At 42.6% G+C, this 26,545-nt stretch carries 26 protein-coding genes and 2 other annotated features; of the genes, 2 read left to right on the top strand and 24 right to left on the bottom strand.

Annotation, left to right across the window (positions count from 1 at the left end):
• Positions 1-234: 234 nt before the first annotated feature.
• The 4 genes from M3204_RS04940 to infC all read right to left on the bottom strand — a co-directional run bounded on the left by M3204_RS04940 (position 235) and on the right by infC (position 1,804).
• A complete protein-coding gene (locus tag M3204_RS04940; RefSeq protein ID WP_435367719.1) occupies positions 235-528 on the bottom strand; it encodes a DUF1294 domain-containing protein in 294 nt (97 codons plus the stop codon).
• 159 nt (positions 529-687) lie between these two features.
• Positions 688-1,047: a 50S ribosomal protein L20 gene (gene rplT, locus M3204_RS04935; protein ID WP_251479172.1), complete on the bottom strand. Its 360-nt coding sequence runs from the start codon at positions 1,045-1,047 to the stop codon at positions 688-690.
• A 35-nt stretch (positions 1,048-1,082) separates the two neighbouring features.
• Positions 1,083-1,283, bottom strand: coding sequence for a 50S ribosomal protein L35 (gene rpmI / locus M3204_RS04930; RefSeq protein ID WP_213369010.1), 201 nt, complete (start codon positions 1,281-1,283; stop codon positions 1,083-1,085).
• Positions 1,284-1,300: 17 nt separating this feature from the next.
• Positions 1,301-1,804: a translation initiation factor IF-3 gene (infC, locus tag M3204_RS04925; RefSeq protein WP_251479890.1), complete on the bottom strand. Its 504-nt coding sequence runs from the start codon at positions 1,802-1,804 to the stop codon at positions 1,301-1,303.
• Positions 1,805-1,934: 130 nt separating this feature from the next.
• Positions 1,935-2,060, bottom strand: a sequence feature (ribosomal protein L20 leader region).
• A 340-nt stretch (positions 2,061-2,400) separates the two neighbouring features.
• Here infC and M3204_RS04920 point away from each other — a divergent pair.
• The gene (locus M3204_RS04920; RefSeq protein ID WP_251479170.1) at positions 2,401-2,604 is read left to right on the top strand and encodes a hypothetical protein; all 204 of its coding nucleotides are present in this window, start codon (positions 2,401-2,403) and stop codon (positions 2,602-2,604) included.
• 80 nt (positions 2,605-2,684) lie between these two features.
• On the opposite strand, the gene thrS is transcribed toward M3204_RS04920, so the two are convergent.
• From thrS to M3204_RS04900, 4 genes are all read right to left on the bottom strand, one after another.
• Positions 2,685-4,616 (bottom strand): threonine--tRNA ligase, encoded by a 1,932-nt coding sequence (thrS, locus tag M3204_RS04915; RefSeq protein ID WP_251479168.1) that lies wholly within the window; start codon positions 4,614-4,616, stop codon positions 2,685-2,687.
• Positions 4,617-4,681: 65 nt separating this feature from the next.
• Positions 4,682-4,920 (bottom strand) — a binding site (T-box leader).
• A 53-nt stretch (positions 4,921-4,973) separates the two neighbouring features.
• Entirely contained in the window at positions 4,974-5,849 is an 876-nt protein-coding gene (ytxC, locus tag M3204_RS04910; protein WP_251479166.1) for a putative sporulation protein YtxC, read from the bottom strand.
• A 134-nt stretch (positions 5,850-5,983) separates the two neighbouring features.
• Positions 5,984-6,916, bottom strand: coding sequence for a primosomal protein DnaI (gene dnaI / locus M3204_RS04905; RefSeq protein WP_251479164.1), 933 nt, complete (start codon positions 6,914-6,916; stop codon positions 5,984-5,986).
• Between the two features lie 5 nt (positions 6,917-6,921).
• The gene (locus tag M3204_RS04900; protein WP_251479162.1) at positions 6,922-8,334 is read right to left on the bottom strand and encodes a replication initiation and membrane attachment family protein; all 1,413 of its coding nucleotides are present in this window, start codon (positions 8,332-8,334) and stop codon (positions 6,922-6,924) included.
• A 73-nt stretch (positions 8,335-8,407) separates the two neighbouring features.
• Here M3204_RS04900 and M3204_RS04895 point away from each other — a divergent pair, with 73 nt between their 5' ends.
• On the top strand, positions 8,408-8,584 hold the full coding sequence (locus M3204_RS04895) for a hypothetical protein (protein ID WP_251479160.1): 177 nt from the start codon (positions 8,408-8,410) through the stop codon (positions 8,582-8,584).
• Positions 8,585-8,595: 11 nt separating this feature from the next.
• Here the strand turns inward: M3204_RS04895 and nrdR are convergent, their stop codons facing one another.
• The 16 genes from nrdR to citZ all read right to left on the bottom strand — a co-directional run bounded on the left by nrdR (position 8,596) and on the right by citZ (position 26,437).
• Complete coding sequence (gene nrdR / locus M3204_RS04890) at positions 8,596-9,057, bottom strand: transcriptional regulator NrdR (RefSeq protein ID WP_251479158.1); 462 nt, start codon at positions 9,055-9,057, stop codon at positions 8,596-8,598.
• A 128-nt stretch (positions 9,058-9,185) separates the two neighbouring features.
• Positions 9,186-9,590: a hypothetical protein gene (locus M3204_RS04885; protein ID WP_251479156.1), complete on the bottom strand. Its 405-nt coding sequence runs from the start codon at positions 9,588-9,590 to the stop codon at positions 9,186-9,188.
• Positions 9,591-9,694: 104 nt separating this feature from the next.
• Complete coding sequence (gene speD, locus M3204_RS04880; protein ID WP_251479154.1) at positions 9,695-10,075, bottom strand: adenosylmethionine decarboxylase; 381 nt, start codon at positions 10,073-10,075, stop codon at positions 9,695-9,697.
• Between the two features lie 842 nt (positions 10,076-10,917).
• Complete coding sequence (locus M3204_RS04875; RefSeq protein WP_251479152.1) at positions 10,918-11,949, bottom strand: glyceraldehyde-3-phosphate dehydrogenase; 1,032 nt, start codon at positions 11,947-11,949, stop codon at positions 10,918-10,920.
• Between the two features lie 161 nt (positions 11,950-12,110).
• Positions 12,111-12,719, bottom strand: coding sequence for a dephospho-CoA kinase (gene coaE / locus M3204_RS04870; protein ID WP_251479150.1), 609 nt, complete (start codon positions 12,717-12,719; stop codon positions 12,111-12,113).
• Between the two features lie 27 nt (positions 12,720-12,746).
• Positions 12,747-13,379, bottom strand: a complete 633-nt coding sequence (ytaF, locus tag M3204_RS04865; RefSeq protein WP_251479148.1) for a sporulation membrane protein YtaF — start codon at positions 13,377-13,379, stop codon at positions 12,747-12,749.
• A gap of 82 nt (positions 13,380-13,461) precedes the next feature.
• Positions 13,462-14,292: a DNA-formamidopyrimidine glycosylase gene (gene mutM, locus M3204_RS04860; protein ID WP_251479146.1), complete on the bottom strand. Its 831-nt coding sequence runs from the start codon at positions 14,290-14,292 to the stop codon at positions 13,462-13,464.
• Between the two features lie 111 nt (positions 14,293-14,403).
• On the bottom strand, positions 14,404-17,037 hold the full coding sequence (polA, locus tag M3204_RS04855) for a DNA polymerase I (RefSeq protein WP_251479144.1): 2,634 nt from the start codon (positions 17,035-17,037) through the stop codon (positions 14,404-14,406).
• Positions 17,038-17,279: 242 nt separating this feature from the next.
• Positions 17,280-18,215, bottom strand: a complete 936-nt coding sequence (gene hflC / locus M3204_RS04850; RefSeq protein WP_251479142.1) for a protease modulator HflC — start codon at positions 18,213-18,215, stop codon at positions 17,280-17,282.
• The gene (hflK, locus tag M3204_RS04845; RefSeq protein WP_251479140.1) at positions 18,208-19,176 is read right to left on the bottom strand and encodes an FtsH protease activity modulator HflK; all 969 of its coding nucleotides are present in this window, start codon (positions 19,174-19,176) and stop codon (positions 18,208-18,210) included. Before hflK ends, hflC begins: the two co-directional genes overlap by 8 nt.
• Before the next feature lie 430 nt (positions 19,177-19,606).
• Positions 19,607-21,373 carry a two-component system histidine kinase PnpS gene (gene pnpS, locus M3204_RS04840; RefSeq protein WP_251479138.1) on the bottom strand — a complete coding sequence of 589 codons (1,767 nt, stop codon included), beginning with the start codon at positions 21,371-21,373 and terminating at the stop codon, positions 19,607-19,609.
• The gene (locus M3204_RS04835) at positions 21,370-22,086 is read right to left on the bottom strand and encodes a response regulator transcription factor (RefSeq protein WP_251479135.1); all 717 of its coding nucleotides are present in this window, start codon (positions 22,084-22,086) and stop codon (positions 21,370-21,372) included. Before M3204_RS04835 ends, pnpS begins: the two co-directional genes overlap by 4 nt.
• Before the next feature lie 133 nt (positions 22,087-22,219).
• On the bottom strand, positions 22,220-22,696 hold the full coding sequence (locus tag M3204_RS04830) for a MaoC/PaaZ C-terminal domain-containing protein (RefSeq protein ID WP_251479133.1): 477 nt from the start codon (positions 22,694-22,696) through the stop codon (positions 22,220-22,222).
• A gap of 138 nt (positions 22,697-22,834) precedes the next feature.
• Positions 22,835-23,773 (bottom strand): malate dehydrogenase, encoded by a 939-nt coding sequence (gene mdh / locus M3204_RS04825; RefSeq protein WP_251479131.1) that lies wholly within the window; start codon positions 23,771-23,773, stop codon positions 22,835-22,837.
• Between the two features lie 94 nt (positions 23,774-23,867).
• Complete coding sequence (icd, locus tag M3204_RS04820) at positions 23,868-25,136, bottom strand: NADP-dependent isocitrate dehydrogenase (protein ID WP_251479129.1); 1,269 nt, start codon at positions 25,134-25,136, stop codon at positions 23,868-23,870.
• A gap of 185 nt (positions 25,137-25,321) precedes the next feature.
• Positions 25,322-26,437 carry a citrate synthase gene (gene citZ / locus M3204_RS04815; protein ID WP_251479126.1) on the bottom strand — a complete coding sequence of 372 codons (1,116 nt, stop codon included), beginning with the start codon at positions 26,435-26,437 and terminating at the stop codon, positions 25,322-25,324.
• Between the last annotated feature and the right edge of the window lie 108 nt (positions 26,438-26,545).

Raw genomic sequence — 26,545 nt, 5'->3', positions numbered from 1 at the left:
AACTTAACCAAAATAAAGCGTCCGACATAGCCGGACGCTTTTTTACGTCGTTGCACCAAAAAATCCCCGTCACTTTATAAAGGATAACTGGCGGCGTAATAAAGAGAAATTAGCGAAATACATGAAACAGGATATACACACCCGGAGAATGCTAGATTCCTGACTCAAAAACAATCTGCAGTAATGACCCATCTCTGTCACATGCCCAGCAATTCTATGATGCTACTAAAGCATTTAAAATAGCCTGAGCCGTTCTACTAATAACGTAAAAACATACACAAAAATACCAGCCTCGATGAGTGCAAGCATAGGCAAGCCATATTTGAACTGAGCATGCTTAGTCTTATGCCTGTAATGCTTCATCCCGGCCCATGCACCAATCGCACCGCCCAAAAAGGCGACATTCCACAGAGTGCCTTCACTTATTCTATATAGATTCTTTTGCGCGCGTTTTTTATCTGCTCCCATGATGAAAAACCCAGCCATGTTCATGACCACGATGATTCCCAGCAAAATCAATACTTCCATTTCCCCACGTCCTTCTAACAGCATTAAAGTATGTAAAATGAATCTTATGGTCCATTATATCTTAAAAGAATTTCGTGATAATACAATAAGGTCATATGTATTGGCCTAAAAAAAGAAAAAACCATCCTCAGGAAGAGAATGGTTGATCTTTTTGGTTAATTACTTGTTGAATTGCTTTTTAGCCGTTTCAGCCAATTGAGCGAATGCATTAGCATCGCTTACTGCAAGTTCAGCAAGCATCTTGCGGTTTACTTCGATACCAGCAAGCTTTAAGCCGTGCATTAAACGGCTGTATGAAAGACCGTTCATGCGAGCTGCTGCGTTGATACGAGCAATCCAAAGTTTGCGGAAGTCGCGCTTCTTCTGGCGACGGTCGCGGAATGCATACATTAAAGATTTCATAACCTGCTGGTTAGCAACCTTGTATAATGTATGTTTGGAACCGTAGTAACCTTTTGCTAATTTAATGATTTTTTTACGACGCTTGCGCGTAACTGTACCGCCTTTTACACGTGGCATGTAATTTCCCTCCTATATAAATCGATCGCTCGAATTTACTTAATGTTGTCAAGCATGTGACGAATACGTTTGAAATCGCCTTTAGAAACAAGTGCAGATTTGCGAAGCTTACGCTTAGCTTTCGTAGACTTGTTAGCAAATAAGTGGCTAGTGTAAGCGTGTGAACGCTTAAGCTTGCCAGATCCAGTTTTCTTGAAACGCTTGGCAGTGCCGCGGTGAGTTTTCATTTTTGGCATTGGGGACTTCCTCCTCGTTACTTTTCTATTTTAGGTGCTAAAACTAGAAACATGCTTCGGCCATCCATTTTTGGATGTGATTCGATCGTCGCTACTTCCTTGCATGCTTCAGAGAAGCGATCCAATACACGCTGACCGATTTCCTTATGCGTTATAGCACGTCCTTTAAAACGGATTGATGCTTTAACTTTATCGCCTTTTTCCAAGAATTTGATGGCATTGCGAAGCTTTGTGTTAAAGTCGTGCTCATCAATTGTCGGGCTAAGACGTACTTCTTTGGTTGTGATGATCTTTTGGTTCTTACGTGCTTCTTTGTCTTTCTTTTGCTGTTCGAATTTGAATTTTCCGTAGTCCATGATCCGGCCTACAGGAGGCTTCGCATTCGGAGCCACAAGTACAAGATCCAGATTAACGCGCGCTGCAATTTCAAGCGCTTCAGTTTTGGTTTTAATTCCTAATTGCTCGCCATTTTGATCGATAAGACGAATTTCGCGAGCACGAATTCCCTCGTTTAGTAACATCGCATCTTTGCTAATAATTAGCCACCTCCAGGGTTTTATCGAATACATCGTCAAGGAGAAGAAGTACATTGCCAAGCTCCAGCCCGTCATCTTGCTCACACTATGACATACGATAGTCTTTTTTTATTTTGCAATAAAAAAAGTGCAGGCGACAACACCCACACTTACGAAAACAAAATAATCAGACGTTTACGTATTACCTGCCAACAGCCTAATGCGTCAGCCAGGTGAGAAGCGGGTGCTTCTTCTTTCCTAAAACTAGTATTCAGTTCACTTTTGCTAATATAACACAAAGAAAAAGATGTGTCAAACGAAACACTTGCGTTAACTGCAACAAAAAGTATTGTATCAAATAGAATTACAGCCTGCAATACTTTTTTTATAAATAATACTCTTTGCGGATAATTTTTTTTATTCTTAAGTATCTTTGGCTTTTTCGAAATTCACATGACTGAGAAATCCGTAAAAATCCTTTGAAGGCAAAATAACAAACAAAGCAATCGAAAAAAGCCTTTAAAATTAAAGTTCCAATCCTTAGCGAATCCTAATTTGGTATAATTTATTATAATAGTAAAATTAAGAAAGCTGGTGTAAATTTGCTAGTTGCCATCATGATCACCGGAGTTGTAACTGGTCTGCTTGCGGGCACTGCTCTAAAGTTTTTCCGGACAGGCTATGGATTTGCAAATGATATTGACAATAAGCCGCTGCTGTTGAAATCATGCATGCATTGCGGACAGAGGATCCAGCGCACCTATACGAAAAATCTGTGTCCATCCTGTTCGAAACCATTGGAATAAGGATATTTTGCACGTACATACCTATTCATACTTAAACAGCATAACAAAAAATAAGAGGAGCCAGATGGCCCCTCTTATTTTTATTTCTTCGCTTCTTTCCTGAAGGACTCCAGGAATTCATCGAATGAAACTGTCTCTGATTTCTGTTCACCGTATTTACGGACATTTACTGCTCGATCAGCCACCTCATTATCTCCGACTACGAGCATATAAGGAATTTTCTGCATTTGTGCTTCACGGATTTTATAGCCGATTTTTTCATCGCGGCCATCAATTTCGACACGGAAGCCTTCTGCTTTAAGCTTTTCCTGGATTTCTCTGGCATAGTCATAATGGACAGATGGAGATACCGGGATGACTTGTGCCTGGACCGGCGCCAGCCATGTTGGGAATGCCCCTTTGTATTCTTCGATAAGGAATGCGACAAATCGTTCCATAGTTGATACAACACCACGGTGGATAACAACTGGGCGATGATGCTTGCCGTCTTCACCGATATAAGTCAAGTCAAAGCGCTCAGGAAGCAAGAAGTCGAGCTGGACAGTTGAAAGAGTTTCCTCTTTGCCTAGTGCTGTCTTGACCTGGATATCAAGCTTAGGGCCGTAGAATGCCGCTTCGCCTTCAGCCTCGAAGTACTCAAGACCCATCTCATCCATAGCTTCTTTTAACATTGACTGTGCTTTTTCCCACATTTGGTCGTCATCGAAGTATTTTTCCTTATCCTCAGGATCGCGGTAAGAAAGTCGGAATGAGTAATTGTTCATATCAAAGTCTTTGTAGACTTCAAGCACAAGCTGTACGACACGCTTGAACTCTTCCTTGATCTGGTCAGGGCGGACGAAAAGGTGAGCGTCATTCAATGTCATGCCGCGCACACGCTGCAATCCAGCTAATGCTCCGGACATTTCATAGCGGTGCATTGTTCCTAGCTCAGCAATCCTGATTGGAAGTTCCCTGTAGCTATGGATGCTGTTTTTGTATACCATCATGTGGTGCGGACAGTTCATCGGTCTTAAAACAAGCTGCTCGTTTTCCATTTCCATGACCGGGAACATGTTTTCCTGATAGTGGTCCCAGTGGCCAGAAGTTTTATATAGCTCGACACTTCCCATTACCGGAGTGTAAACATGGTCATAGCCGAGGCTGACTTCTTTATCGACGATGTAACGCTCAATAATGCGGCGGATAGTCGCACCTTTTGGAAGCCAGAGCGGAAGTCCCTGTCCAACCTTCTGGGAGTTTGTAAATAAGTTAAGCTCTTTGCCAAGTTTGCGGTGGTCGCGCTCCTTCGCTTCTTCAAGCAGCCTTAAATGTTCTTTCAAATCTTCCTTCTTAAAGAAAGCAGTACCGTAAATGCGCTGCAGCATCTTGTTGTCGCTGTCACCGCGCCAGTATGCACCGGCAATGCTCAGTAATTTGAACTCTTTCAGCTTCCCTGTGGATGGGACGTGCACTCCGCGGCAAAGATCAACAAAATCTCCCTGCTCATAAAGAGTCACTTTTTCATCTGCAGGAATCGCTTCAATCAACTCAAGCTTATATGGGTCGCCGAGCTCTTTGAAAAAGCTGACAGCTTCCTCGCGGCTTACTTCTTTACGGATAATCTCAATGTTTTCATTGATGATTTTGCCCATTTCTTTTTCAATTGCCGGCAAATCTTCCGGAGTCAATGAGTGCTCCATATCGATATCATAGTAGAATCCGCCTTCGATTACAGGCCCTACTCCAAGATTAACGTTTTTATAAAGGCGTTTAATCGCCTGTGCCATTAAATGCGCTGAGCTGTGGCGCAGGATTTCAAGCGCTTCTGGATGATCTGGAGTGACGATTTCAATCGACGCATCCTCCTCGATCGGTCTCTTGAGATCATACGGCTGTCCATTCACCATACCGGCAATGGCTTTCTTCTTAAGGCCCGGGCTGATTGAGCTGGCAATGTCTTCAGTTGTTGTTCCTGCCGGAAACTCCTTTACTGCTCCATCTGGAAACGATATTTTTAACATGTCTGCCATTGGCTTTTCCTCCTTATTAGATATTGCGCTTAATTTAGCGCAAAAATAAAAAAACCCGTCCCTGAAACAGGGACGAGTTTGATCACACGTGGTTCCACCCAATTTTACATTCTCACGCGAAAAAAGCGGGAAAATGACTCTGGCTGCGATAACGGCTACTGCCGCCAGTCAATACTTGCCTTGGGCGTTCATGACTGAAGTTCAGAGGTGGTAAGCGTTTCTTTTTGTGTTAGGAAGTTTTCAGCCTTGCCTTCCCTCTCTGCAAACCTTTCAAGAAAGCCCATGTCCTCATCATTACATTTGATTGATTTATTATGTACGTAATTATAGTTTGTAATGTTTTGAAAATCAAGTGGGCTATCGTATATTTTCATTCTCTTTGCTGAAAAAGTTTATCTTTTCGTCTTCAAGTGCTGAGATTGTGCTGATTTTCACTCGTTCTTCAAAAATGTTAATGATGGTCCGCACTAATGGCTGCTGTGGATCATCTGTGTATAAGTAAATCGTATGAGGGGCGATTGACAGCAAGGGAGCAATCGTTCCCGAATCGACATAGACTGGATGGTTAACGAGAAGCTTGCGGTCAATTGCTTTAAAAAGCTCGCTCCGTTTCATTTCAATAAAATGCTGATTGTAAAAAACCATATTTTCATCGATAACGAGGTACAAATGAGTCAATAGCGGTTTCCTGCCCGCAAGGAAATCCCTAAGAGTTTGGATGAACACCTGGTATTCCTGCTCCATTTTATACTCATCGATCGCAATCTCCACCCATTGGGAGAGTTGTTCAACATAAACCTTCAATCTGAACATAACAAAGGAATCAAACGAGAAGGAAACTCTTTCGTTTAGAATTTCGTTGACGGCACACTCGATCAGACTGTTCTCTTCAACCCCCTCCATAAATGGAGCCAGTTCTTTTCGGTTTCCTTCAAGTACTGAGTAAATAATGTCCATGATGTGATCCTGCTCTTCCACATCGGTAAAAAGATAGGAATCCGCCAGAATTGATCTGAACCATTCATCACGTTTCGCTTTTACGATAAAATCATAAAAACTTTTTTTCAGTTCATTCAGCATTTCATCTTTATAATATTGTTGCGGAATAAGCACTCTATTTCGATCTTCATAAAGAAGAATTGAATTCGTTTCCTGCCACGAAGCAAGCCTGGTGATTAAATGCTGGTACAAATTCCAGGCATCCTGCTTTTTTTGGAAGATGATTTCAATCAACCATATCCCCCCTTTTTATATAATCCCTGATTATATATATGGGGTACTTGGACACTTTAGAAGTATCCAGGATACGGAAGGTTCGTTATCTCCACAAAAAAATTGGACGCAGCTTGATAGCCGCGGCCTTAACCTTACATTCTTCTGTTTTTACCCTCAACTTTTACCGGATCGGCAAGGTACTTGATCCGTTCCATGATTCTTGCTGCCTTTAATTGTTCTTCTTCTCCCCGCTGGCTGTGTGTAAGATGATGCTCCAGGCCTTTCAGGTCGAAATTAGATGTAAAGAACGTTGGCAGGTTCTCAAGCATGCGGAACTGCAGGATCGTCCCTAAGATTTCATCACGTGCCCAGCTGCTCATCGTTTCAGCGCCGATGTCATCAAGCATGAGTACATTTGCTTTTTTGATTGCTTCCAGCTTGTCGTTGACAGTATGGTCTCCAATCGCATTTTTCATCTCCCTGAAGAATTCAGGGACATAGACAATCAATGAGCTGACTTGTTTCTGTGCAAGTTCATTTGCAATCGCACCAAGGAGATATGACTTCCCAGTACCAAACGGGCCATGAAGAAACATGCCCTTTTGCTTTCTGCCTGGCTGGTAATTCTCGACGAAATCCTTGGCCATTTTAATTGCTTTGAACCTTCCCTGGTCATCAAGCTCAATATCACCGAATGAAGCCTTTAAAATTTCCTTAGGGACGAAAATGCTGTTAATCAATCGTACATGTTTTTGCTGTTCATCATGCATGACCTTTTTCTTGCATTTGTCATATTTTATATCAATATAATTTCCTCTTATAAAAAGCTTCGGTTCATATCCCTGTATCATGTTTTTGCATGCTTCAAGGCTTTTGCAGTCTTTGCACCCTTTGCTCTGGTTAGTGAACTCATACAGTTTCGTCATGCTCTGGTCAAGCATTTCCCGGGTGATATGCTCTGCATTCTCTTCAAGGAACTCCTTGACTCGCTTATCATTCATAACCTGCTGCCTAAGTGCTTCATAACGTGCCTGGAAATTCTGGTTGTTCGCCAGCTTCTTCAATGTTTCATTTATGTTTTGCATATGAGTCACCTCCCAGATTTAAATTTCTTGAGTTCCTCTTCAAGCTTTTTCTTCTCTATTTCAAAGTCAGGATCCATATCCGGTGACTCTGTTTGCTGTTCCGGTTCACCTTCACGCTTTTTCTCAAACCAATCAGGCAAAACTTCCTTGCGTACAGGTTTACGTTTGCCCTGAGAGGTCGGGGCCTTCTTGCCATCTGCCCAGTCAAGATATTGGCGGTGCTCGTTTTTAGCAAGCTGCATCGCTTCATTGACTGTCGAGATTTTCTTCCTGGACCAGTGGCTTGCGATTTTGTCTATATATCCCTTAGCAAGCTTCATATCTGTCTTCAGCATAACATACTGTACTAAAACGTTCACGACTCCAGGCATCAGCTTCTGCTTGAACATGACCTCTTCAATTATTTGCAAATCTGCTTTCGAAGGCTCAGCACCTCCTGAAATATCAATCAAGAGCTGACGGGGAGAAGTTTTCTCAAAGTAATGAATCAACTCTTCTTCCTTCGTTTTCGGCTTATCGATGTCTGCCTTGTATTGTGCCGGCTGCACTCGGTCCAGCAAGGCAGGAAGCTGATCCTGGTATTCGAATTGATACCAATCCCTCGCGGCCTTGCGCAATTCCTCGATATCTATTTCGTTTTCGGAATTTACGGCACTCAAGACAATATTTTTCATCTTAAGGGCATCTATTCCATACAGGAAGGCCAGGTTGCTGATTGCCTCCTTCACTCTCGCTGTAAAAGCTTTTTTTGGAATAAGCGATTCCTTCAGTCCGCCCAAAAGCAAATCAAAATTAAATTCTTCAGGATCAATCTGGATTTTAGACGGTTCAGTCCTGCCAATAAAAGAATTTCCATCCTCTGCCCGAAGATCGGAGGCTGAATCTGGGTTGTGTTTCAGTGCATCAGTAGGAACGGAAAGGAACACATCTTGAAAAGCTTTCGTGACTTCATCATAATCCGGTTTTGACGCTACAGATTTATCACTAAAAAATCGCTTAAGACGTAAAAACTGGTTCTTGCCGACTTTGCGATACAAATAGACATTCAGCATACCATCAAGAAAAAACTGTTCCGGAGTAAGCGGCGGCTGCAATTCATAAATAAATGAACGGCCTTCATCACCATTTTTGACATAGGTCTTGAGCAATCCCATACCTTCAAGCTTCTGGCGCGCATGGAAAATATCCTTCAGGTTCATATCCATGATACTCATCAAATTATGGTGCTTCACCGGCTCCGACCAGAGGCGATTTTCTTCCAATTCAGCCCATAGAGTCATATACAGGCTTAAACAAGCTGGCCCAATCAATGGCTGATACAAAAAAGTCAGCACCTTGCGATCATATTCATGCAACAGGCCGCCGGAAGCAACTATATATTGGTCTACAGGTAAAGTCTCCTGCCAATGCTGAGCCATCCCTATCCCTCCCAATCGTTAAGAAAAGCGCAAGCGCCTTGGTCAGCCCCGACAAGCGCTGGAGGGCCGACCAGTGAAGTCGTTCTTTGACTTCATTGGGCGGACCGAAGCGACTCGAGGGGCTAGGCGCTGGAGCTGGACAATTCTCGAAGTAAATTTTATACTTTCTTATTTAGTAAAAAAAGCTGAAGTTCCCTTCAGCCCCTTCAGGATTTCCCATGAAGTTCACCGGGAACTCCATGACTCCTAACGTTCTTTCTTTTAGGAGTTTTCTTTCTTTAATAGTTCTTTCAGCTCGTCAATAAAAACATTGATATCTTTAAATTGGCGATACACGGATGCGAACCTGACGTAGGCAACTTCATCGACCTTGGCCAGCCTGTCCATCACCATTTCGCCAACCGCTTCGCTTTTCACCTCAGATACACCCTGGCTGCGGAGCTCTTTTTCAACCTCGGATGTAAGATCCTCGAGTTCTTTTAGGGCTACCGGACGTTTTTCACATGCCTTTATTAATCCGCGAAGGAGTTTCTCACGATTGAATTCCTCGCGTGTACCTTCTTTCTTTACTACGATCAATGGGATTTCTTCCACTTTTTCAAAAGTGGTAAAGCGAAATCCGCATGCTTCACATTCACGTCTGCGTCGAATTGATCGGCTATCGTCAACCGGTCTTGAATCAAGAACCCGGGTAGAGTTATTTTGGCAAGTTGGACATTTCATTTCGATCAGCTCCGAATATTTGAAATCTAGATTGAGCGATGGACAATTCGCGTATTCCACTAAGTACGTCCACAAGTATTATTCTCTAGTATTATCTTATAAAAAAGATAGTATCTGGACAAGAGGAACTATGCATTTCCATATTTGCCTGAGCCAATAAATGTATGCGAACGATCCAATTTCTCGTAAATCTTCATCAATTCATATTTCAAAGCGGGATTGATGCCTGCCACAGAAAATTTTTCAGTTGAGATATGTAAGTCGACCGCCGTCTCAAAAGGCTTTGTGGTTATGACTGTTACCGTTAAAAAAGAAGGCACCTTCCCATTCATTTCGGCTGATATCTCACCATGTTCCTTTGATACGCTCGTAATCCTGTAAGTTGGTTCAGCCTTCAGCAGTTCTTCAACTGATTGGAACACCTGGTTGAAATTCGCTTTATAATAACGAGTCTTTAATTGCTCGTCCTTATTGTTTTCACTGGTCCCGCTAAATTTTTGATACCGTCCGGTAAGGGCTTTTAAAAAAGACATTAAAGGGCCTCCTGCACATTGTGATACTTACAGTGTACCGTATTTTTGCATAAATTAAAAAAGAGGTGTATCGCTACACCTCCTGTTAACATATCGTATTTAAATTATAGAGCTTTAGCCTGTGCTTGTTTCACATGCACTGGACCCATTCCGCGCGGGATTTCAATGTTCTCGCGAGTTTGAGCACCAAGAGCTTCAGCAATATAGTCAGCTGCAATATTAGGATTGAGATCACCGCATGTATAAACATCTATGCTGGCGTATCCATGTTCTGGGAAGCTGTGAATAGTTAAATGAGATTCAGAAATAATGACAACTCCGCTTACACCTTGTGGTGCAAATTTGTGAAAAGCCACTTCGCGGATTTCAGCACCCGATTTTAATGCAGCTGAAACGAAAGTTTGTTCAATATAATCCATATCATTCAATTTTTCAAAATCGCAACCCCAAAGTTCAGAAATTACATGACGACCCATTGTTTCCATATTCAATTTCCCCCTCTAACATTATTAGAATGAAGTCCTTAGTTTCAATGGTATCTTAACTACCACGGGGGAAAGTTAGTCCAGAGAGGTCCTAACCCTTTAAGTAGCCAATTGGTACCGTTATTAAGAAGTTCACGATGACTAGTATACTTTGTTTATATTTTTTTTGCAACACATGAAAACAAAATTTTTCAATGAAATTTTGCTATTGTTACGCACAGATTGATAGATACCTATTTAATAGGCTTTACAGTAATTTTACCGCGTAAAAAGAACAAAAAGCGCAAGCGCCTCGTTCAGTCCCGACAAGCGCTGGAGGGCAGACCGGTGAAGTCGTTCTTTGACTTCACCCGAGCGAACCGAAATCGAAATGTATAGCCGACTGTCCAGAAACGCAGAAACTGGAGGCTCCGACAAAGAAGCGCTTTTTGCTTCTGCCGGGGGAGTTGAAGTTTCGGAGTTTCTAGGAGGTGACACTAGACAAGCGTCTCGAGGAGTTAGGAGCCGCAGCTGGACAAGCGACTCGAGGGGCTAGGCGCGGGAGCTGGATTAAGAATACTACATGTAGTTATCCATAAGAAAATAATTTTATAATTTCCTTAAAAATAAGGCTGTGTTAAAGATCATTGTTGATTTTACGCTCTGTTGATTGCAGTGGAGGGCGCGAAGACTCCTGCGGGATGCATGGGCCAGGGGAGACCCCGCAGGAGTGAAGCGACGAGGAGGCTCCCCGGGGCGCCCGCAGAAAGCGAAGCGCATGTAACGGAAATCAACAGCCAAGTTTAACACAGCCAAACATAAAAAAGCTTGCCTGATCGGGCAAGCTTTTTTGCGAAATATCATTATCCAACCTTAACAGTTGCTGAATTAAACATTGTGTGGGCAACATGCATTGTCAAGTCTACAACCCTGCTTGAATATCCCCATTCATTATCATACCATGCAAGAACCTTCACCTTATTGGCGCCAATCACCATTGTCGACAAGCCGTCGACGATAGCTGAGTGTTCATTTGTGTTGAAATCAATTGAAACAAGTGGATCTGTCGTAATATCAAGAATTCCCTTAAGCCTGCCTTTTGAAGCTGAATAAAACGCATCATTGATTTCATCGATTGTCACTTCACGTTTCAAATCGACAACCAGGTCAACGAGCGAAACATTTGGTGTTGGAACCCTTAGCGCCATTCCGTGAAGCTTTCCTTTCAACTGAGGAAGCACAAGCGATAATGCCTTTGCTGCTCCAGTTGACGTAGGAATGATCGATTGTCCGCAAGAACGTGCCCTGCGCAAGTCCTTATGCGGATTGTCGATATTATTCTGATCATTTGTATAGGCATGCACAGTTGTCATCAAGCCGTTTTCGATGCCAAAAGTATCTTCAAGAACCTTTGCAACTGGAGCAAGGCAGTTTGTCGTACATGACGCATTGGAAATAATATCATGTTTCTCAATATTTAATGCGCTTTCATTTACTCCCATCACAATAGTGATATCTTCATTCGTACCAGGTGCAGTCAAAATAACCTTCTTTGCACCAGCATCAAGATGGAGCGCAGCTTTATCACGTGAATTGAATTTGCCTGTAGCTTCTATGACAATATCAATCTTCATTTCCTTCCAAGGTAGCTCGGCAGGATTTCGATTGCTTAATAATTTTACAGTTTTTCCGTTAACGATCAAATGATCGTCAGCAGGAATTACTTCCCCAGCAAATTGACCATGTGTTGAATCATATTTAATTAAATGCGCCAGAGTTTCTGCAGGATAGCTCGCATTAATTGCTACAATCTCAAGATTTTCTTCAAGAATGGCTCTTCTGAATACCATTCTGCCAATTCTCCCAAAACCGTTAATCGCTATTCTCGTCTTCATTGTACGGCCCCTTCCGAATTAGTGTTATACTTAATAACCCCTTTATATGGTATTAGTATAACATATTAAATTTTATTTGTGACTAATAAATGCACACATTTAAAATATAAAATAATTCTGATAATAGTAATCACCATGAAATTAAACAAATAAAAAAGGGCCTATTTGGCCCAAAAGATTCCCCATTTATTTAAAATATCGATTAGATGCTGCCTTGTTTGCTCAATGCTCCCGCCATTGTCAATCACTGCATCGGCGAGCTTGACTTTATCGTTCAGCGGCATTTGCGACTTGATTCTTGAAAGAGCTTCGGCTTCTGAAAATCCATTTCGCTTCATGAGCCTTTCCAGCTGTGTCTTCTCATCCACATACACCAGGATGATTTTTTCAACAAGTCCTGTCAGCTTGCTTTCGAAGAGTAGTGGTATGTCCATGACAATCGCTTTTTCATTTGCCGCTTCGGCTAGTTCTCTCTTTTGCGCCATCCGCTCTCGCACTGCTGGATGGACGATCGAATTTAGCAGCAGTCTTTTATCCTCATCGTTAAAAATAATTGAACCCAACTTTTGGCGATTAATCGCGCCAGCTTCTTCTAAAATTCCAGAACCAAAATGGCTGACAATATCATTGTATGCTTTTTCTCCTGGTTCAACAGCAAGCCTCGCTTCGATATCGGCGTCAATCACAGTGATTCCCATATCGGCAAACATTGCAGACACTGTGCTTTTCCCGCTTGCTATACCTCCGGTTAATCCAATAACTAATGACATCCTTGGCTAATTCCTTTCAAAGGACTGCTAAAGCTTCAGCAGCCCAATTATGATCAATAGTATCCCTGGTATAAACGAGAACTTTTGCATCCAGCCGCTATCCGAAAAGAAACTTCCCATTCTCATCCCGGCATAAACGAACAACGAACTCATACAGGCTGCTGTCAGCGCTAAGTAGCCCGGTGAAAACCCCAATAATGCTGCACCAATTCCTGCGCCGAAGGCATCAAGGGACAGGGCAAGCCCAAGCATGACTGCTTCGATTCCATTGATAGTGCCTGAACGGTCAAAGTCCGCAGTCATCGGCTTTTTCAAGATGTTGATGACAATGCCGAGTGATTTAATCTCAAAATTAAGAATGATTTTTTCGTGGCAGAGCAATTCTGTTTTGTCCGGGCGAAAAAATTGGTAGAGTACCCACCCGCCTAGTACGATCAAGACAGTGCCACCCAGCTTCTCTGCCAACTCAGGTGAAAAAAAGCTCTCAAGAAAACGCCCGATCATCATGGCAGCCACCAGGACGACGGCTGAACAAACCGCAATAACGGCAATCGATTTGATCGGGATCTTCATTTTCCGCAATCCATACGTTAACCCTACACTGAAACTGTCAAGACTGACAGCGAATGCAAGTAAAAGCAGGGAGATTGTTTGTGCCATAAACTGAGCTCCTTCCTGTCAATCGCTACGTTAGTATATGGAAGGAGCCTATTTATGGTGAGAGAATCAACAAGCCATTATGCTATTTAAGCTTCTGGCAGGCTGGACAAAAATGCGTCCCGCGGCCGCCAACTACTGTTTTCTCAAGCATTGTGCCGCAATCCTTGCACGGTTCATTTTTACGGCCATACACAAAGAGCTGGAGCTGGAACATGCCTATCTGTCCCTGTGAGTTCACATAAGAACGGATGGTGCTGCCGCCTTTCTCAACAGCTTCAGACAGGGTGCTGACTATTTCCTTGTAAAGCACAGCCTCCTCTTCTGGAGTCAATGAATTAGCAATTCTTTCGGGATGGATTTTCGCACGGAAGAGTGCCTCATCTACATAGATATTGCCCAGGCCAACAAGGATCTTTTGGTCAAGCAGTGCAGGCTTTATTTTTCTATTTGTTTTTTTAAGCTTATCGGACAGCCATTCAACAGAAAAATCTTCAGAGAAAGGCTCAGGACCTAAATCGGCGAGCGGCTGCGTTTCAAATTCTTTCCCTTTTTCATAAAGATGCATGGTCCCGAATTTCCGAACATCTTTATAACGTAATTCCGTTCCGTCGGAAAAATGGAAAATGACATGTGTATGCTTGTCTACCGGGTCTTCAACAGCAAATAGCCCGTACTTGCCTTCCATTCTTAAATGGGAAACAAGCGCAAATGATTCTGTGTAAAAGATCAGGAATTTTCCCCTGCGTCCAATTTCTTCGATCGTCTGGCCCTTGAGCGCATCTTTGAATTGTTCAGCCTCATCAGGCAGCTTGACCATCTTCGGCCAGAATACTGAAACATGTTTAATTTCTTTTCCTACTGCGAGCATCTCTAAGGTTCTCCGTACGGTTTCAACCTCTGGTAATTCAGGCATGAAATCCCGCCTTTCTTTATTGCCGTCTTCTTTTCAAGCTATTTTCGCAAAGATAGTTATTTTTCGAACTCATAGAGTCTCTTTTAATGAACTGAATGAGTGTTATCAAACTTACTTTGCGTCGTACCAGGTTGGGCCATATGAATAATCCACTTTTAGCGGTACTTTCAATTCAATGGCATTTTCCATTACGTCCGGCACAATTTTCTTCAGTGTATCAATTTCCTCCTTAGGAGCTTCAAAAATCAATTCATCGTGCACCTGAAGGAGCAGTCTTGTTTTAAGCCCTTCCTCCTTGAGTCTGTCTGCCATATCGATCATTGCTTTTTTAATGATATCAGCCGCACTGCCCTGGATTGGTGTATTCATGGCTGTGCGTTCAGCAAAACTCCTCAGATTGAAGTTCCGGGCTGTGATTTCAGGGATGTATCTGCGGCGATGCAGCAGAGTCTGGACATACCCTTTCGCCTTTGCATCCTTTACGATTTCATCCATATATTCTTTTACACCAGGATAGCTCTCCAGATAGCGTTCGATAAATTCGCCCGCTTCCTTCCTGGTGATGTTAAGGCTTTGCGATAACCCATAGTCGCTGATTCCATAGACAATTCCGAAGTTTACCGCTTTAGCATGGCGGCGCATATTGGAAGTGACTTCGTCTTTACCGACTTTAAAAACTTCCATCGCCGTTTTCGTATGGATGTCCAAGTCATTCTGGAATGCCTCGATCAACTTATCGTCACCGGCTATATGTGCAAGCACACGCAGCTCGATTTGCGAATAGTCAGCCGCAAAGATGACCCAGCCTTCCTCGGAAGGCACGAAAGCCTGCCTGATCTTCCGGCCTTCTTCAAGACGGATTGGGATATTCTGAAGATTAGGGTCTGTAGAGCTTAATCTTCCTGTCGCTGTTAATGCCTGGTTGAATCTCGTATGGACTTTTTCAGTTTCTTTATTGACTATTTTTTGCAAGCCTTCAATATATGTGGATTGAAGCTTCCCGAGCTGACGGTAATTAAGGATTTCTTCAATGATTTTATGTTTAGAAGCCAGCTTTTCAAGAACATCCGCAGAAGTAGAGTAACCCGTTTTCGTCTTCTTCGCAGCAGGCAGGCCAAGTTTTTCGAACAAGATGACCCCTAACTGCTTTGGTGAATTAATATTGAACTGCTCTCCAGCCATCTCGAATATCTTATATTCGATTTCTGTCAGGCGCCCTTTTATTTCTTCGCCCATTTTTTCCAGACGCTCCATATCAAGTTTAATGCCCAGGTATTCCATATCTGCCAAAACAAGTGATAGCGGCATTTCCAGGCTGTTGAACAGGTCATGCTGGTCGTTATCCCATAGTTCGTTTTCAAGTTTTTCTTTTAATGGAGATAATGCAGAGGCCTTTCGCACGAGATGTTCCCCGAGCAGTTTGTCATCAGGGATTTTCCGCTTTGCACCTTTTCCATAGACAGCTTCATCCGTCTGCACACTCATCAAGCCATGCTGCTTGGCAACAGCGGCTAAATCGTCAGGTGATTCGGAAGGATCAATGATATATGACGCAAGTGCCACATCAAAGTCTGCGCCTTTAAGGTGGATTCCATGATGACGCAATGAAACCTCAGAGCGTTTGGCATCATAGACTGTCTTTTTGCTCGTTTCATCCTCTGCCCATTTCTTGAATTCTTCAGATTCCAGTGCTGTTTTTACAGGCAGATAGAAGCTGCCTTTTTCATTCACGACCGCAAAGCCGACAATATCAGCATAGTGGTAGTTATCTTCAAGCACTTCAACATAAAAGGCGCTTTCTTTTGCAAAAATCTCAGGACCAATCGTATCCGGCTGTTCAAACTCTATATCCTCAAGCTCGATTGTGTCTCCAGCTTCGATATCTCCTCCGAGCTTGTCCAAAAGGGAATTAAAGCCGAGCTCTTTAAAAATCCTGACAACCTTCTCTTTCTCTGAACCTTCATATTCCAATTCACTCAAGCTTACATCAACCGGAGCTTCGCGGGTAATTGTCGCCAATTCCTTGCTCATGACAGCCTGGTCCTTAAATTCAGCCAGCTTTTCCTGCAGCTTTTTTCCGCTTACTTTGTCAATTGATTGAAGGAGGTTTTCAAGCGTTCCGTATTCCTTTAACAATTTGATTGCCGTTTTTTCGCCTACTCCAGGAACTCCTGGGATGTTATCCGATGCATCGCCCATCAGGCCTTTCATGTCGATGATTTGATCGGCCGACAGTCCGTATTTCTCCTGGATATGTGCTGGTGTATATTCTTCTATGTCCGTGATGCCCTTCCTCGTTATGCTGACCGTAGTCTTGTCAGAACTTAACTGCGTCAAATCCTTATCGCCGGAAATGACCTTTGTTTCGAAGCCTTCTTTCTCTGCCAGCAAGCTTAAAGTACCGATGATATCATCAGCTTCATAATTTTCAAGTTCATATTGTGAGATTCCATATGCCTTAAGCAATTCGCGGATAAACGGAAATTGCTCCGAAAGCTCAGGCGGTGTCTTTTGCCTTCCACCCTTATATTCACTGAAGGTCTTATGCCTGAACGTCGTTTTACCCGCATCAAATGCAACAAGAATGTGTGTTGGCTGCTCATCCTCAAGAATTTTCATCAGCATCATCGTAAAACCATAAACCGCGTTCGTATGTATTCCTTTTTCATTATTCAATAGCGGCAGCGCAAAGAAAGCGCGGTAAGCAATACTGTTACCATCTATCAAAACAAGCTTTTTAGACATGTAGTTTCTCCTCCTTATAAAAGCTAATGCGTCCAGGTAGTGTTTTAATCAATAAGGTTCTGTTGATCTTCTCTCCAATCAACATGAAGTTTTAAAGTAGCCTGAATAAAAAAAGACCGTTAAATTACTTCCTATTTTATCATGAGATAAGATAGAAAGAAAAATAACGGCCTTTTCAGGCTGAACCTATTTATGATTCGCCTACTTGCTCTAAAATTAGCAATATGTTTACAAGAGCATAATTAATTTGTATAGCCCATCAGCATTCTTGCATAAGGGGAATCTGATGGAAGGACAATGACGGTTTCTCCATTGATTGTCTTTTTATAGGATTCCAGCGTACGGAACATTGTATAGAATTCTGGATCTTTTGAGAAAGATTGGTTGTATACTTTTGCTGCTTCCCCTTCGCCCTCGCCTCGAATCGTTTCAGCATCGGCAGTTGCCTTTGCGATGATTTCCTGCACTTCCCGGTCAGTCTGGGCAACGACCCTGTTCTTCTCGGCATCCCCCATTGAGAGATATTCCTGGGCTTTCGATTCACGTTCCGAAATCATCCTTGTAAATACGGACATCTCGTTCTCAGCAGGCAGGTCTGTTCGCTTCATGCGGACATCGGTCACCACAACTCCGTAATTACCCCCAGCTAAAAGTTCATTTACCTTTTCAGTCACCCTGTCATTCAGGGAACCTCTTGAGGACTTCTCATCATTGATGATTTCGTCGTAATCCAGCTGACCAAGCTCTGAACGCACGACAGAATAGATGAATTCCTCCATTCTTGATTCTGCGCCCTCTAGAGTTCTTGCATTCGAAATCATCTTTTTAGGATCTTCAATACGCCAAATGGCATAGTTATCGATCAAAATTCTCTTCTTATCCTTTGTGTTGATTTCCGCCTGTGTAACATCATATGTCAATTGATACTTAGGCAGTGTAGTGACGCTCTGGATAAATGGCATCTTATAATTAAGCCCCGGTTCCTTAACGATCCTTACTACCTCTCCAAACTGGCGGATCACTTTATATTCTCCTTGTTTCACGATGAACACATTGGTGAAGATAAAGATTAGGAGGGTGATAAGAATGATCAGGAAGAGACCGAACTTCGAATACTTACGCCAATTGAATGAACCGCCAGTGCGATCATTCAAATTAATCACGTTTTGATCAGCCATTATTCTTTTCACTGCCTTCCTTTTCTGACTTCGGCTTTTCCGTTTCCAGCGGACGGATCGGGAAATACTTCATTGTGTTGCCATCATCATTCATGATATAGATTTCAGTTCCTGGCAGCACCTGTTCCAGCGTTTCAAGGATAAGACGCTGTTTCGTTATGTCAGGGTTCGCCTTATATTCAACATATAGCTTATTGAAGACTGCAACGTCTCCTCTTGCCCGTTCGATCCTGGAAGCTTTTTCACCTTCCGCACGCGAAATCAGGGCATCTTTTTCACCTTGGGCTTCATTCAGCTGCTTGTTGCGGTATTTCTTTGCTTCATTGATTTTCGTGTTCATTGTTTCACGGGCATCTGTTACGTCGGTAAATGCCTTACGCACTTCTTTATTGGGCAGTTCTACGTCTTGAAGTTTGACCCCAAGCACCGAAATACCCATATCATATTTTTCAATTAAAGTTGACAGCAAATCACGTACCTCGGCTTCGATCTCGGCTTTTCCTGAAGTCAATGCATCATCAATTTTCGAGCTGCCGATGATGCTCCTTACGGAAGCGGAAGTTGCATCATAAAGAATTTCTTCAGGGTTATCCGCATTGTATAAATATTTCGCCGGTTCAGTTATTTTCCACTGTACAACCAGGTCTGCCAACACAATATTCTCATCACCAGTAATCATTTTCGTTTCATCAGGAAACTCTTTAATTTCACCGTTTTTCTCCTCATAGCCAAACTGAAGGCTGAATGTTTCCTTAGATAGCTTTTCTACACTTTGAATTGGCCAAGGCAGCTTGAAGTGCAGGCCAGGTTCGCTGATCCCATCCTCAACCTTACCGAACGTCAAGATTACCGCTTGTTCAGACTCATCTACTGTATACCAGGTCGTAAACGCCAAAAGGCCTAAAATTAAGGCAAGAACGACAATTCCGGTGGTCACATAGATCTTTTTTAAGCTCACCATTTTTCTCCCCACTTTCTGTGCTTCTGTATATGTTTGTTTTTACGTATTAAGGAGCGTAAAAGTTTCAGAAGAAGCTTGATCAAAAAGTTATTTTATAGCAAGGGTGGTTTTTGCATGTGTCAAAACAACTGATCATGTGGAATTCAGGACTGCCAGAAGAAGTTTAGCGCAAATGAAAAAAGCACAAGCGGGGTCTGCTTGTGCTTTTCTCTAGCTCCTTGGATGAAGGGGTTTTCACTTATGATTGTAGCAACGGAGTGTTAAGGAAAAATAAATCCCTTGTTAAGGTAATGTAAATTTATCCAAAACCGATTCCCATCTAACGGTAGTTAAAGACAAGCTGGATTGCTGACAAAATTGTTCCTGATTTCAATATCATTTAACTTTTATCCTAAAAATAGAAAAAACCGGCCGAATAAATCGACCAGCTTTAACGAGGCAATTTTTTTAAAAGCTTAATTGTAAAGGTCGTTCCCCTGCCAATCTGGCTGATTACCTCAATATTACCTCTATGGGCTTCTACAATGTGTTTTACAATTGCCAGACCTAGCCCTGTACCTCCAGAGTTCCTGCTTCTGGCTTTATCGACCCGATAAAAACGTTCAAAAATCCGCGGAATTTCACTTTTTTCAATCCCTATCCCGGAATCCTTCACTTCTATCGAAACCGTATCTTTATGCTCGATCAAGCAAACTTTGACCGTTCCGCCATTAGGTGAGTACGTGATCGCATTGCTGACAAGGTTGATAAATACTTGCTTCAGCCTGTCAGGATCCCCTTCAATGACCACATTAGGGCTGGACTGTTCCAGTTCCAATGTGATATTTTTTTCATCCGCCTTACCTCTTAAAATCTCAAGTACATCGTTTGATTCTTTTAAAAGATCAACCTTGCCAATTGTCAACTTGAAACCATGCTGCTCAATTTTAGAAAGGTCCAGCAGTTCCTGGATAAGGACTTGAAGGCGGTCACTTTCTTTTAAGATAATCTCCAAAAAGGCTTCAAGTGTGGCTTTATCATGCATTGCCCCATCAAGGAGCGTTTCCGAGAAACCTTTTATAGAAGTGATCGGTGTCTTTAGTTCATGGGAGACATTCGCGACAAAGTCCTTACGCATTTGCTCAAGCTTTTTCAGTTCGGTGATATCGTGAAAAACAAGCAGGATACCTTTCCAGACATTGTTTGTCCCGATAATCGGCACTCCGTAAACTTCAAAATGGCGTCGTTCTATGTCCAAAGGCAAAACAACTTGTTTTCGGACTTTTTGTTCAGTCATGAAAATTTCTTCAACCATCTGGCTAATTTCTTCATGAACAAACACTTCATAATAAAGCTTATAGAGATACTCTGCAGATTCGACATTGAAAATTTCTTTGAAGGGTCTATTGATCAGGTTAATATAGCCCCTGCTATCAATAAGAATCAAACCGCTGCCCATATTTTCAATCAGGGTAGTCAGACGATCCTGCTGCGATTCCTTCAATTTCATCAATTCCTGGAGGTTTCTTGCAAGAATATTGATTGATGAACTGAGCATGCCTGTTTCGTCAATATGGTCCTCATATGTCCTTGCGCGATAGTTGCCCTTTGCAAGTTCAATGGCAACATTCGTCGCTGATTCGATCGGTTTCGTATAGCGGTTCGTTATCCTTGTCCCAAGCAGGATGATGACGATCAACGCCAGACCAAGGCTGATTGTCAGGATCCACCAAATCTGGCGATAAGCCCTTTGCAATTCATCAATTTTTGTTGTTAAAAAGACGTAGCCTTCCTTTTCACCATTATGAAGAAGCGGTTTCCAATAATAATGAAGGTCATAGCCACCGCCAATTTCTAGATCGCCCTGGTTTTCTGGAGTACCTTCGACGATATCGCCAATGATATCTCTATGCCTGCTGATTTTCGTGCTGGAAATTTCACCAGTATCATAATGGATTTCACCGTCAAGGTCGACGATTGTAATCCTGGCGTTGAGAAGTTTGCCCATCCTCGCAATTTCCTCGGAATTGAGTGATCCCAATCCGCCGTTTTGCTCAATATTGGAAGTAAGAAGATTCATCTCAATTTTCAGTCGTTCATTAAATGAATTAATATAGTAGTTCTTGAATAATTGCCCCAAAAGCAGGCCTAAGCCTATCAAGACGATGATGATCAGGGTAATGAGGGCAAATAGGAGACGTGTCCGGTACTTAGTCATTCTCCCTTTGGTTCCTCCAGCTTATAACCCAGGCCTCGGATTGTTTTTATATAAGACGGCTTCTTTGTGTTTGATTCGATTTTTTCGCGCAAATGGCTGATATGTACATCCACGATTCTTGTATCACCTGCAAAATCATAATTCCAAACCGCGCTGAGAAGCTGGTCGCGGGTCAGTACCCTTCCTTTATTCTTGGAAAGATATAAAAGCAGTTCAAATTCCTTTGGTGTCAGTTCAAGCAATTCACCCATGAAATAAGCTTCATAAAAATCAGGCATCATTTTCAAATCGCCAATTTTAATCTGGCCCTCATCCTCTTGCTTTTCATCAATAGGATCAGTCTGTGTCTGCACCCGTCTTAAAATCGCCTTCACCCTTGCAACAACTTCTCTGGGGCTGAATGGTTTTGTCATATAATCATCTGCACCTAATTCAAGGCCCAGCACTTTATCAAACTCGTCATCCTTTGCCGTAAGCATCAAAATAGGAACATTGATTTTCTGCTGGCGAAGCTGTTTGCATACTTCAATGCCGTCAAGCTTAGGAAGCATTAAATCCAATATCATTAAATCCGGATTTTCTTCAGCAGCAAGATTGATCCCATCCTCGCCATCCATTGCGGTTACCACCTTATATCCTGCCTGTTCCAGGTTATATTGCAGCAGTGTAACGATTGACTGTTCATCATCAACAACCAAGACCTTCTTGTTCATATAAGCCTCCAAAAAAGTTATTACCCCTGTTTCATCCAATAGCTCTATTTACATTATAATATCAACTCATCCATTAAAATCAAATTTAAGGTACAAAAAAGAGATGTACATTATCTGTACATCCCTGCTCTGATTAAAAATTATCCAGTGCCTTGCCATCCATGCGCTGGACTGGATACGGCGGGCATACTAGCAGCTTTCCCTTTATAACTGTCTCATCGTCTTCATTCTTTCCTGAAACAGAGATCTCTACTGTATGCTTGCTTTTGGTGACTTCTGTTACTTCAAAAAGAAACTGCACGGTTCCATAGTGGTAAACAGGCTTAACGAACTCAATATCCTGTTTCAAAATATGGCTTCCTGGTCCAGGAAGATACTTTGAAACAGCAGAAGTGATGATGCCATTAAGCATGATTGCCGGAACGATCGGCTTTTCATATGGAGTCTGCGAAGCATAGTCATGCTGGATATATAACGGATTAGCATCATTCGTCAACCCTAAATATAAAAGTAAATCCTTATCCTCGATTTTTTCTGTTAAAGTTAACTTTTCTCCGACAGTGATTTCTTCTATCTTCCTGCCAAGCTTTCGTTTTCTTCCAAGCAGCATAGCATTTACCCCTTTGCAATAGAAGTTCAGATACTTGTATTACATTCCCTTGTCCAAAAACAATATACTTATAAATTTGTGCAAAAAAATCGGGGAGCATTCCCCGATTCCTGTTTTTAAATAAAAATTTACTATGGATTAAGCAAGAACCGCCATTACATTGCGGACTGCTTCTGCCGACTTATCAAGTGCTGCTTTTTCTTCTGCAGTCAATTCAAGCTCGATTACTTTCTCGATACCGCCAGCGCCAAGGATTGTTGGAACTCCAAGGTAAATTCCTTCGTATCCATACTCTCCTTCTAGATATGCAATAGAAGGCAATACACGGCGCTGATCCTTCAAGATCGCTTCGCACATTTCAACCAAAGAAGCAGCTGGCGCATAATACGCGCTTCCGTTACCAAGCAGGTTAACGATTTCGCCGCCGCCTTTGCGAGTGCGCTCAACGATTGCATCAAGGCGATCTTTTGGAATAAGCGTTTCAAGAGGAATGCCTCCTGCATATGAATAACGCACAAGTGGAACCATGTCATCGCCGTGGCCGCCAAGTACGAAACCGGTTACATCTTTAACTGACAGGTTTAATTCCTGCGCCACGAATGTACGGAAACGTGCTGTATCCAATACACCTGATTGGCCGATTACGCGGTTTTTAGGGAAACCGGACTCTTTGAAAATAGTATACGTCATAGCATCAACTGGGTTAGTCAACACAACGATGAAACTATTAGGAGAGTGCTTAGCGATTTCCTGGGCAACACTCTTCATGATCTTTTGGTTCGTCTGAACCAGGTCATCACGACTCATGCCGGGCTTGCGGGCAATACCAGCTGTTACGACTACGATGTCAGAGTCTTTGGTATCTTCATAGCTTGAAGTACCAGTAATGTTAGCATCGAAACCTTGAACAGGGCTCGCTTCAAGCATATCAAGCGCTTTCCCTTTAGTAGGGTTTTCCATTTGAGGAATATCGACTAATACTACATCCCCAAGTTCTTTTTGCGCCAGTAAAAATGCTGTAGTTGCTCCAGTGAATCCTCCACCAATGACAGAAATCTTTTTGCGTTTCAATGACATAAGGCTTCCTCCTCAGAACGATTATATTTTTATGAAAATATAGAAATTCTTATATAAAGGCTATCCCATTAAAAGGATAGCCTTCGTACCTTAATTAGCCCATGTTCTTGATCAGTTCATCACCGAACTCAGAAGTTTTGACTTCTGTAGCGCCATCCATCAAACGTGCAAAGTCATATGTTACAACCTTTGAAGCGATTGATTTTTCCATTGACTTGACGATCAGGTTAGCTGCTTCAGTCCAGCCAAGGTGTTCAAGCATTAGAACGCCTGAAAGGATTACTGAAGACGGGTTAACTTTATCCAAACCAGCATATTTCGGAGCAGTACCGTGAGTCGCTTCGAAAATAGCGTGGCCAGTTTCATAGTTGATGTTTGCTCCAGGAGCGATACCAATACCGCCTACCTGTGCTGCAAGTGCATCTGAAATGTAGTCGCCGTTCAGGTTCATTGTTGCAACAACATCGAACTCTTTCGGACGTGTAAGAATCTGTTGAAGGAAGATATCAGCAATCGCATCTTTAACGATGATCTTGCCAGCAGCCTCTGCATCAGACTGAGCTTTGTTTGCTGCATCCGTACCTTGGTCTTCCTTAATCTTGTCATACTGAGCCCATGTGAAAACTTTATCACCGAATTCTTTTTCAGCAAGTTCATAACCCCAGTTTTTGAACGCACCTTCTGTGAATTTCATGATATTGCCCTTATGTACCAGCGTTAATGACTTACGGCCTTCTGTGATGGCGTAATTGATCGCTGCACGTACAAGGCGCTCTGTTCCTTCTTTGGAAACAGGCTTGATACCGATACCTGAAGTTTCAGGGAATCGGATTTTATTTACTCCCATTTCGTTTTGCAGGAATGCAAGAAGTTTTTTGACTTCGTCAGATCCGCTTGCATATTCGATACCCGCATAGATATCTTCAGTGTTTTCACGGAAAATAACCATGTCAGTGTCCTGAGGACGCTTTACAGGTGAAGGTACACCTTCGAACCAGCGAACAGGGCGCAGGCACACGAATAGGTCAAGTTCTTGACGCAATGCAACGTTAAGGGAACGGATTCCGCCACCGATTGGTGTTGTAAGAGGTCCCTTGATCGCGATTAAGTATTCATTGATCAACTCTAAAGTTTCGCTTGGAAGCCACTCACCAGTCTGGTTGAATGCTTTTTCTCCAGCAAGAACTTCTTTCCAGACAATCTTGCGCTCACCCTTATAAGCTTTTTCAACAGCTGCATCAAGAACTCTGACTGACGCTGCCCAAATATCTGGACCTGTTCCGTCACCCTCGATAAATGGAACGATTGGATTGTTTGGTACGTTTAATACTCCATCTTTTACAGTAATTTTTTCACCTTGCATTTTTTTCTCTCCCTCCAGTATCATTCGACAGAATCAAAGGTTAGCAGGCAAGCTTGCCCCTAACCTTTCACTTTGGAAGCGAAGCATCTACTTCACAGCACAACCGGAAGTGATGCTTAACTTCCCACTCTCCTATTACAGCAATTTTTCACTGAAAAGTAAAATATTGCTCTATTTTTCTCTAATTATCTTTCTTCGATTGCTACATATTCCTGTTTACCAGGGCCTGTGTAATCAGCACGAGGACGGATCAGACGATTGTTATCATACTGTTCAAGAATATGAGCAAGCCACCCAGATACACGGCTGACAGCAAAGATCGGCGTGAACAAGTCATGGTCGATTCCCAGGCTGTGGTATACAGATGCTGAGTAGAAATCAACGTTTGGCGGAAGGTTCTTTTCGCCTGTAACGATTTCCTCAATCTTTGTAGACATCTCATACCAGTGTGGTTCACCAGTAAGCTCAGTCAATCTTTTGGACATTTCCCTTAAATGCTTAGCGCGTGGGTCTCCCTGGCGGTATACACGGTGCCCGAAGCCCATGATTTTTTCTTTGTTAGCAAGCTTTCCACGGATTGCCGGCTCTACATTTTCAAGAGTGCCGATCTCAGTCAGCATTTTCATAACTGCTTCATTCGCTCCGCCGTGAAGAGGTCCTTTCAATGCTCCGATTGCAGCTGTTACACCTGAATATACATCCGAAAGTGTCGCAACACATACACGAGCTGTGAACGTAGATGCATTCAATTCATGGTCAGCATGCAGGACAAGCGCTTTGTTCATTGCTTCTACTGCTACCTCTTCCGGCTCATCGCCAGTAAGCATGTAAAGGAAGTTTGCAGCGAAGGTAAGGTCTTCTCTTGGCGCGATTGGCTCAAGGCCTTTTCTTACTCTAGCAAAAGCCGTTACGATGCTAGGCATTTTTGCCTGAAGGCGAATTGCCTTCTGGTAATTCGAATCTTTTTCCATAACATCTGCTTCATCATCATATAATCCCAAAAGAGATACTGCCGAGCGAAGTGCAGCCATAGGATGGACTTTGTCGATCGGGTACATCTTGAAATGTTCTAGTACTTCTTTAGGCAATGCCGCATTCTCTGCAAGCTGCTTCTTCAACTCTTCCAATTCAGCTGCTGTTGGAAGCTTGCGGTGCCATAACAGATAAATAACTTCTTCAAAACTAGCATTTTCAGCTAGATCATCAATGTCATAGCCAACATAAGTGAGCGTGTCATCAATAATAGAGCTGATAGAGGATGTTGTTGCCACTACCCCTTCAAGACCACGTGTTACTGTCATACTCAATCTCTCCTTTGTAGTTAATTTCCCCATATCCCATTTGTCTGTATGTTGAAAATGCTGTAAATGAACAGCTATCAGAAAAAAGAAATTTCTGACACTTTATAA

This window comes from Mesobacillus subterraneus (assembly GCF_023715485.1).
GTDB classification, from domain to species: Bacteria; Bacillota; Bacilli; order Bacillales; family Cytobacillaceae; genus Mesobacillus; species Mesobacillus subterraneus_B.
Note: the sequence above shows the minus strand (reverse complement) of the source record. Positions and strands in the feature narration are given on the sequence as shown.

Coding starts and splice junctions, on each gene's coding strand:
- M3204_RS04940 (WP_435367719.1), bottom strand. CDS start 528: ATGGAAGTATTGATTTTGCTGGGAATCATCGTGGTCATGAACATGGCT.
- rplT (WP_251479172.1), bottom strand. CDS start 1,047: ATGCCACGTGTAAAAGGCGGTACAGTTACGCGCAAGCGTCGTAAAAAA.
- rpmI (WP_213369010.1), bottom strand. CDS start 1,283: ATGCCAAAAATGAAAACTCACCGCGGCACTGCCAAGCGTTTCAAGAAA.
- infC (WP_251479890.1), bottom strand. CDS start 1,804: ATGTTACTAAACGAGGGAATTCGTGCTCGCGAAATTCGTCTTATCGAT.
- thrS (WP_251479168.1), bottom strand. CDS start 4,616: ATGGCAGACATGTTAAAAATATCGTTTCCAGATGGAGCAGTAAAGGAG.
- dnaI (WP_251479164.1), bottom strand. CDS start 6,916: ATGCAAAACATAAATGAAACATTGAAGAAGCTGGCGAACAACCAGAAT.
- M3204_RS04900 (WP_251479162.1), bottom strand. CDS start 8,334: ATGGCTCAGCATTGGCAGGAGACTTTACCTGTAGACCAATATATAGTT.
- nrdR (WP_251479158.1), bottom strand. CDS start 9,057: ATGAAATGTCCAACTTGCCAAAATAACTCTACCCGGGTTCTTGATTCA.
- M3204_RS04885 (WP_251479156.1), bottom strand. CDS start 9,590: ATGTCTTTTTTAAAAGCCCTTACCGGACGGTATCAAAAATTTAGCGGG.
- speD (WP_251479154.1), bottom strand. CDS start 10,075: ATGGAAACAATGGGTCGTCATGTAATTTCTGAACTTTGGGGTTGCGAT.
- M3204_RS04875 (WP_251479152.1), bottom strand. CDS start 11,949: ATGAAGACGAGAATAGCGATTAACGGTTTTGGGAGAATTGGCAGAATG.
- coaE (WP_251479150.1), bottom strand. CDS start 12,719: ATGTCATTAGTTATTGGATTAACCGGAGGTATAGCAAGCGGGAAAAGC.
- ytaF (WP_251479148.1), bottom strand. CDS start 13,379: ATGGCACAAACAATCTCCCTGCTTTTACTTGCATTCGCTGTCAGTCTT.
- mutM (WP_251479146.1), bottom strand. CDS start 14,292: ATGCCTGAATTACCAGAGGTTGAAACCGTACGGAGAACCTTAGAGATG.
- polA (WP_251479144.1), bottom strand. CDS start 17,037: ATGTCTAAAAAGCTTGTTTTGATAGATGGTAACAGTATTGCTTACCGC.
- hflC (WP_251479142.1), bottom strand. CDS start 18,215: ATGGCTGATCAAAACGTGATTAATTTGAATGATCGCACTGGCGGTTCA.
- hflK (WP_251479140.1), bottom strand. CDS start 19,176: ATGGTGAGCTTAAAAAAGATCTATGTGACCACCGGAATTGTCGTTCTT.
- pnpS (WP_251479138.1), bottom strand. CDS start 21,373: ATGACTAAGTACCGGACACGTCTCCTATTTGCCCTCATTACCCTGATC.
- M3204_RS04835 (WP_251479135.1), bottom strand. CDS start 22,086: ATGAACAAGAAGGTCTTGGTTGTTGATGATGAACAGTCAATCGTTACA.
- M3204_RS04830 (WP_251479133.1), bottom strand. CDS start 22,696: ATGCTGCTTGGAAGAAAACGAAAGCTTGGCAGGAAGATAGAAGAAATC.
- mdh (WP_251479131.1), bottom strand. CDS start 23,773: ATGTCATTGAAACGCAAAAAGATTTCTGTCATTGGTGGAGGATTCACT.
- icd (WP_251479129.1), bottom strand. CDS start 25,136: ATGCAAGGTGAAAAAATTACTGTAAAAGATGGAGTATTAAACGTACCA.
- citZ (WP_251479126.1), bottom strand. CDS start 26,437: ATGACAGTAACACGTGGTCTTGAAGGGGTAGTGGCAACAACATCCTCT.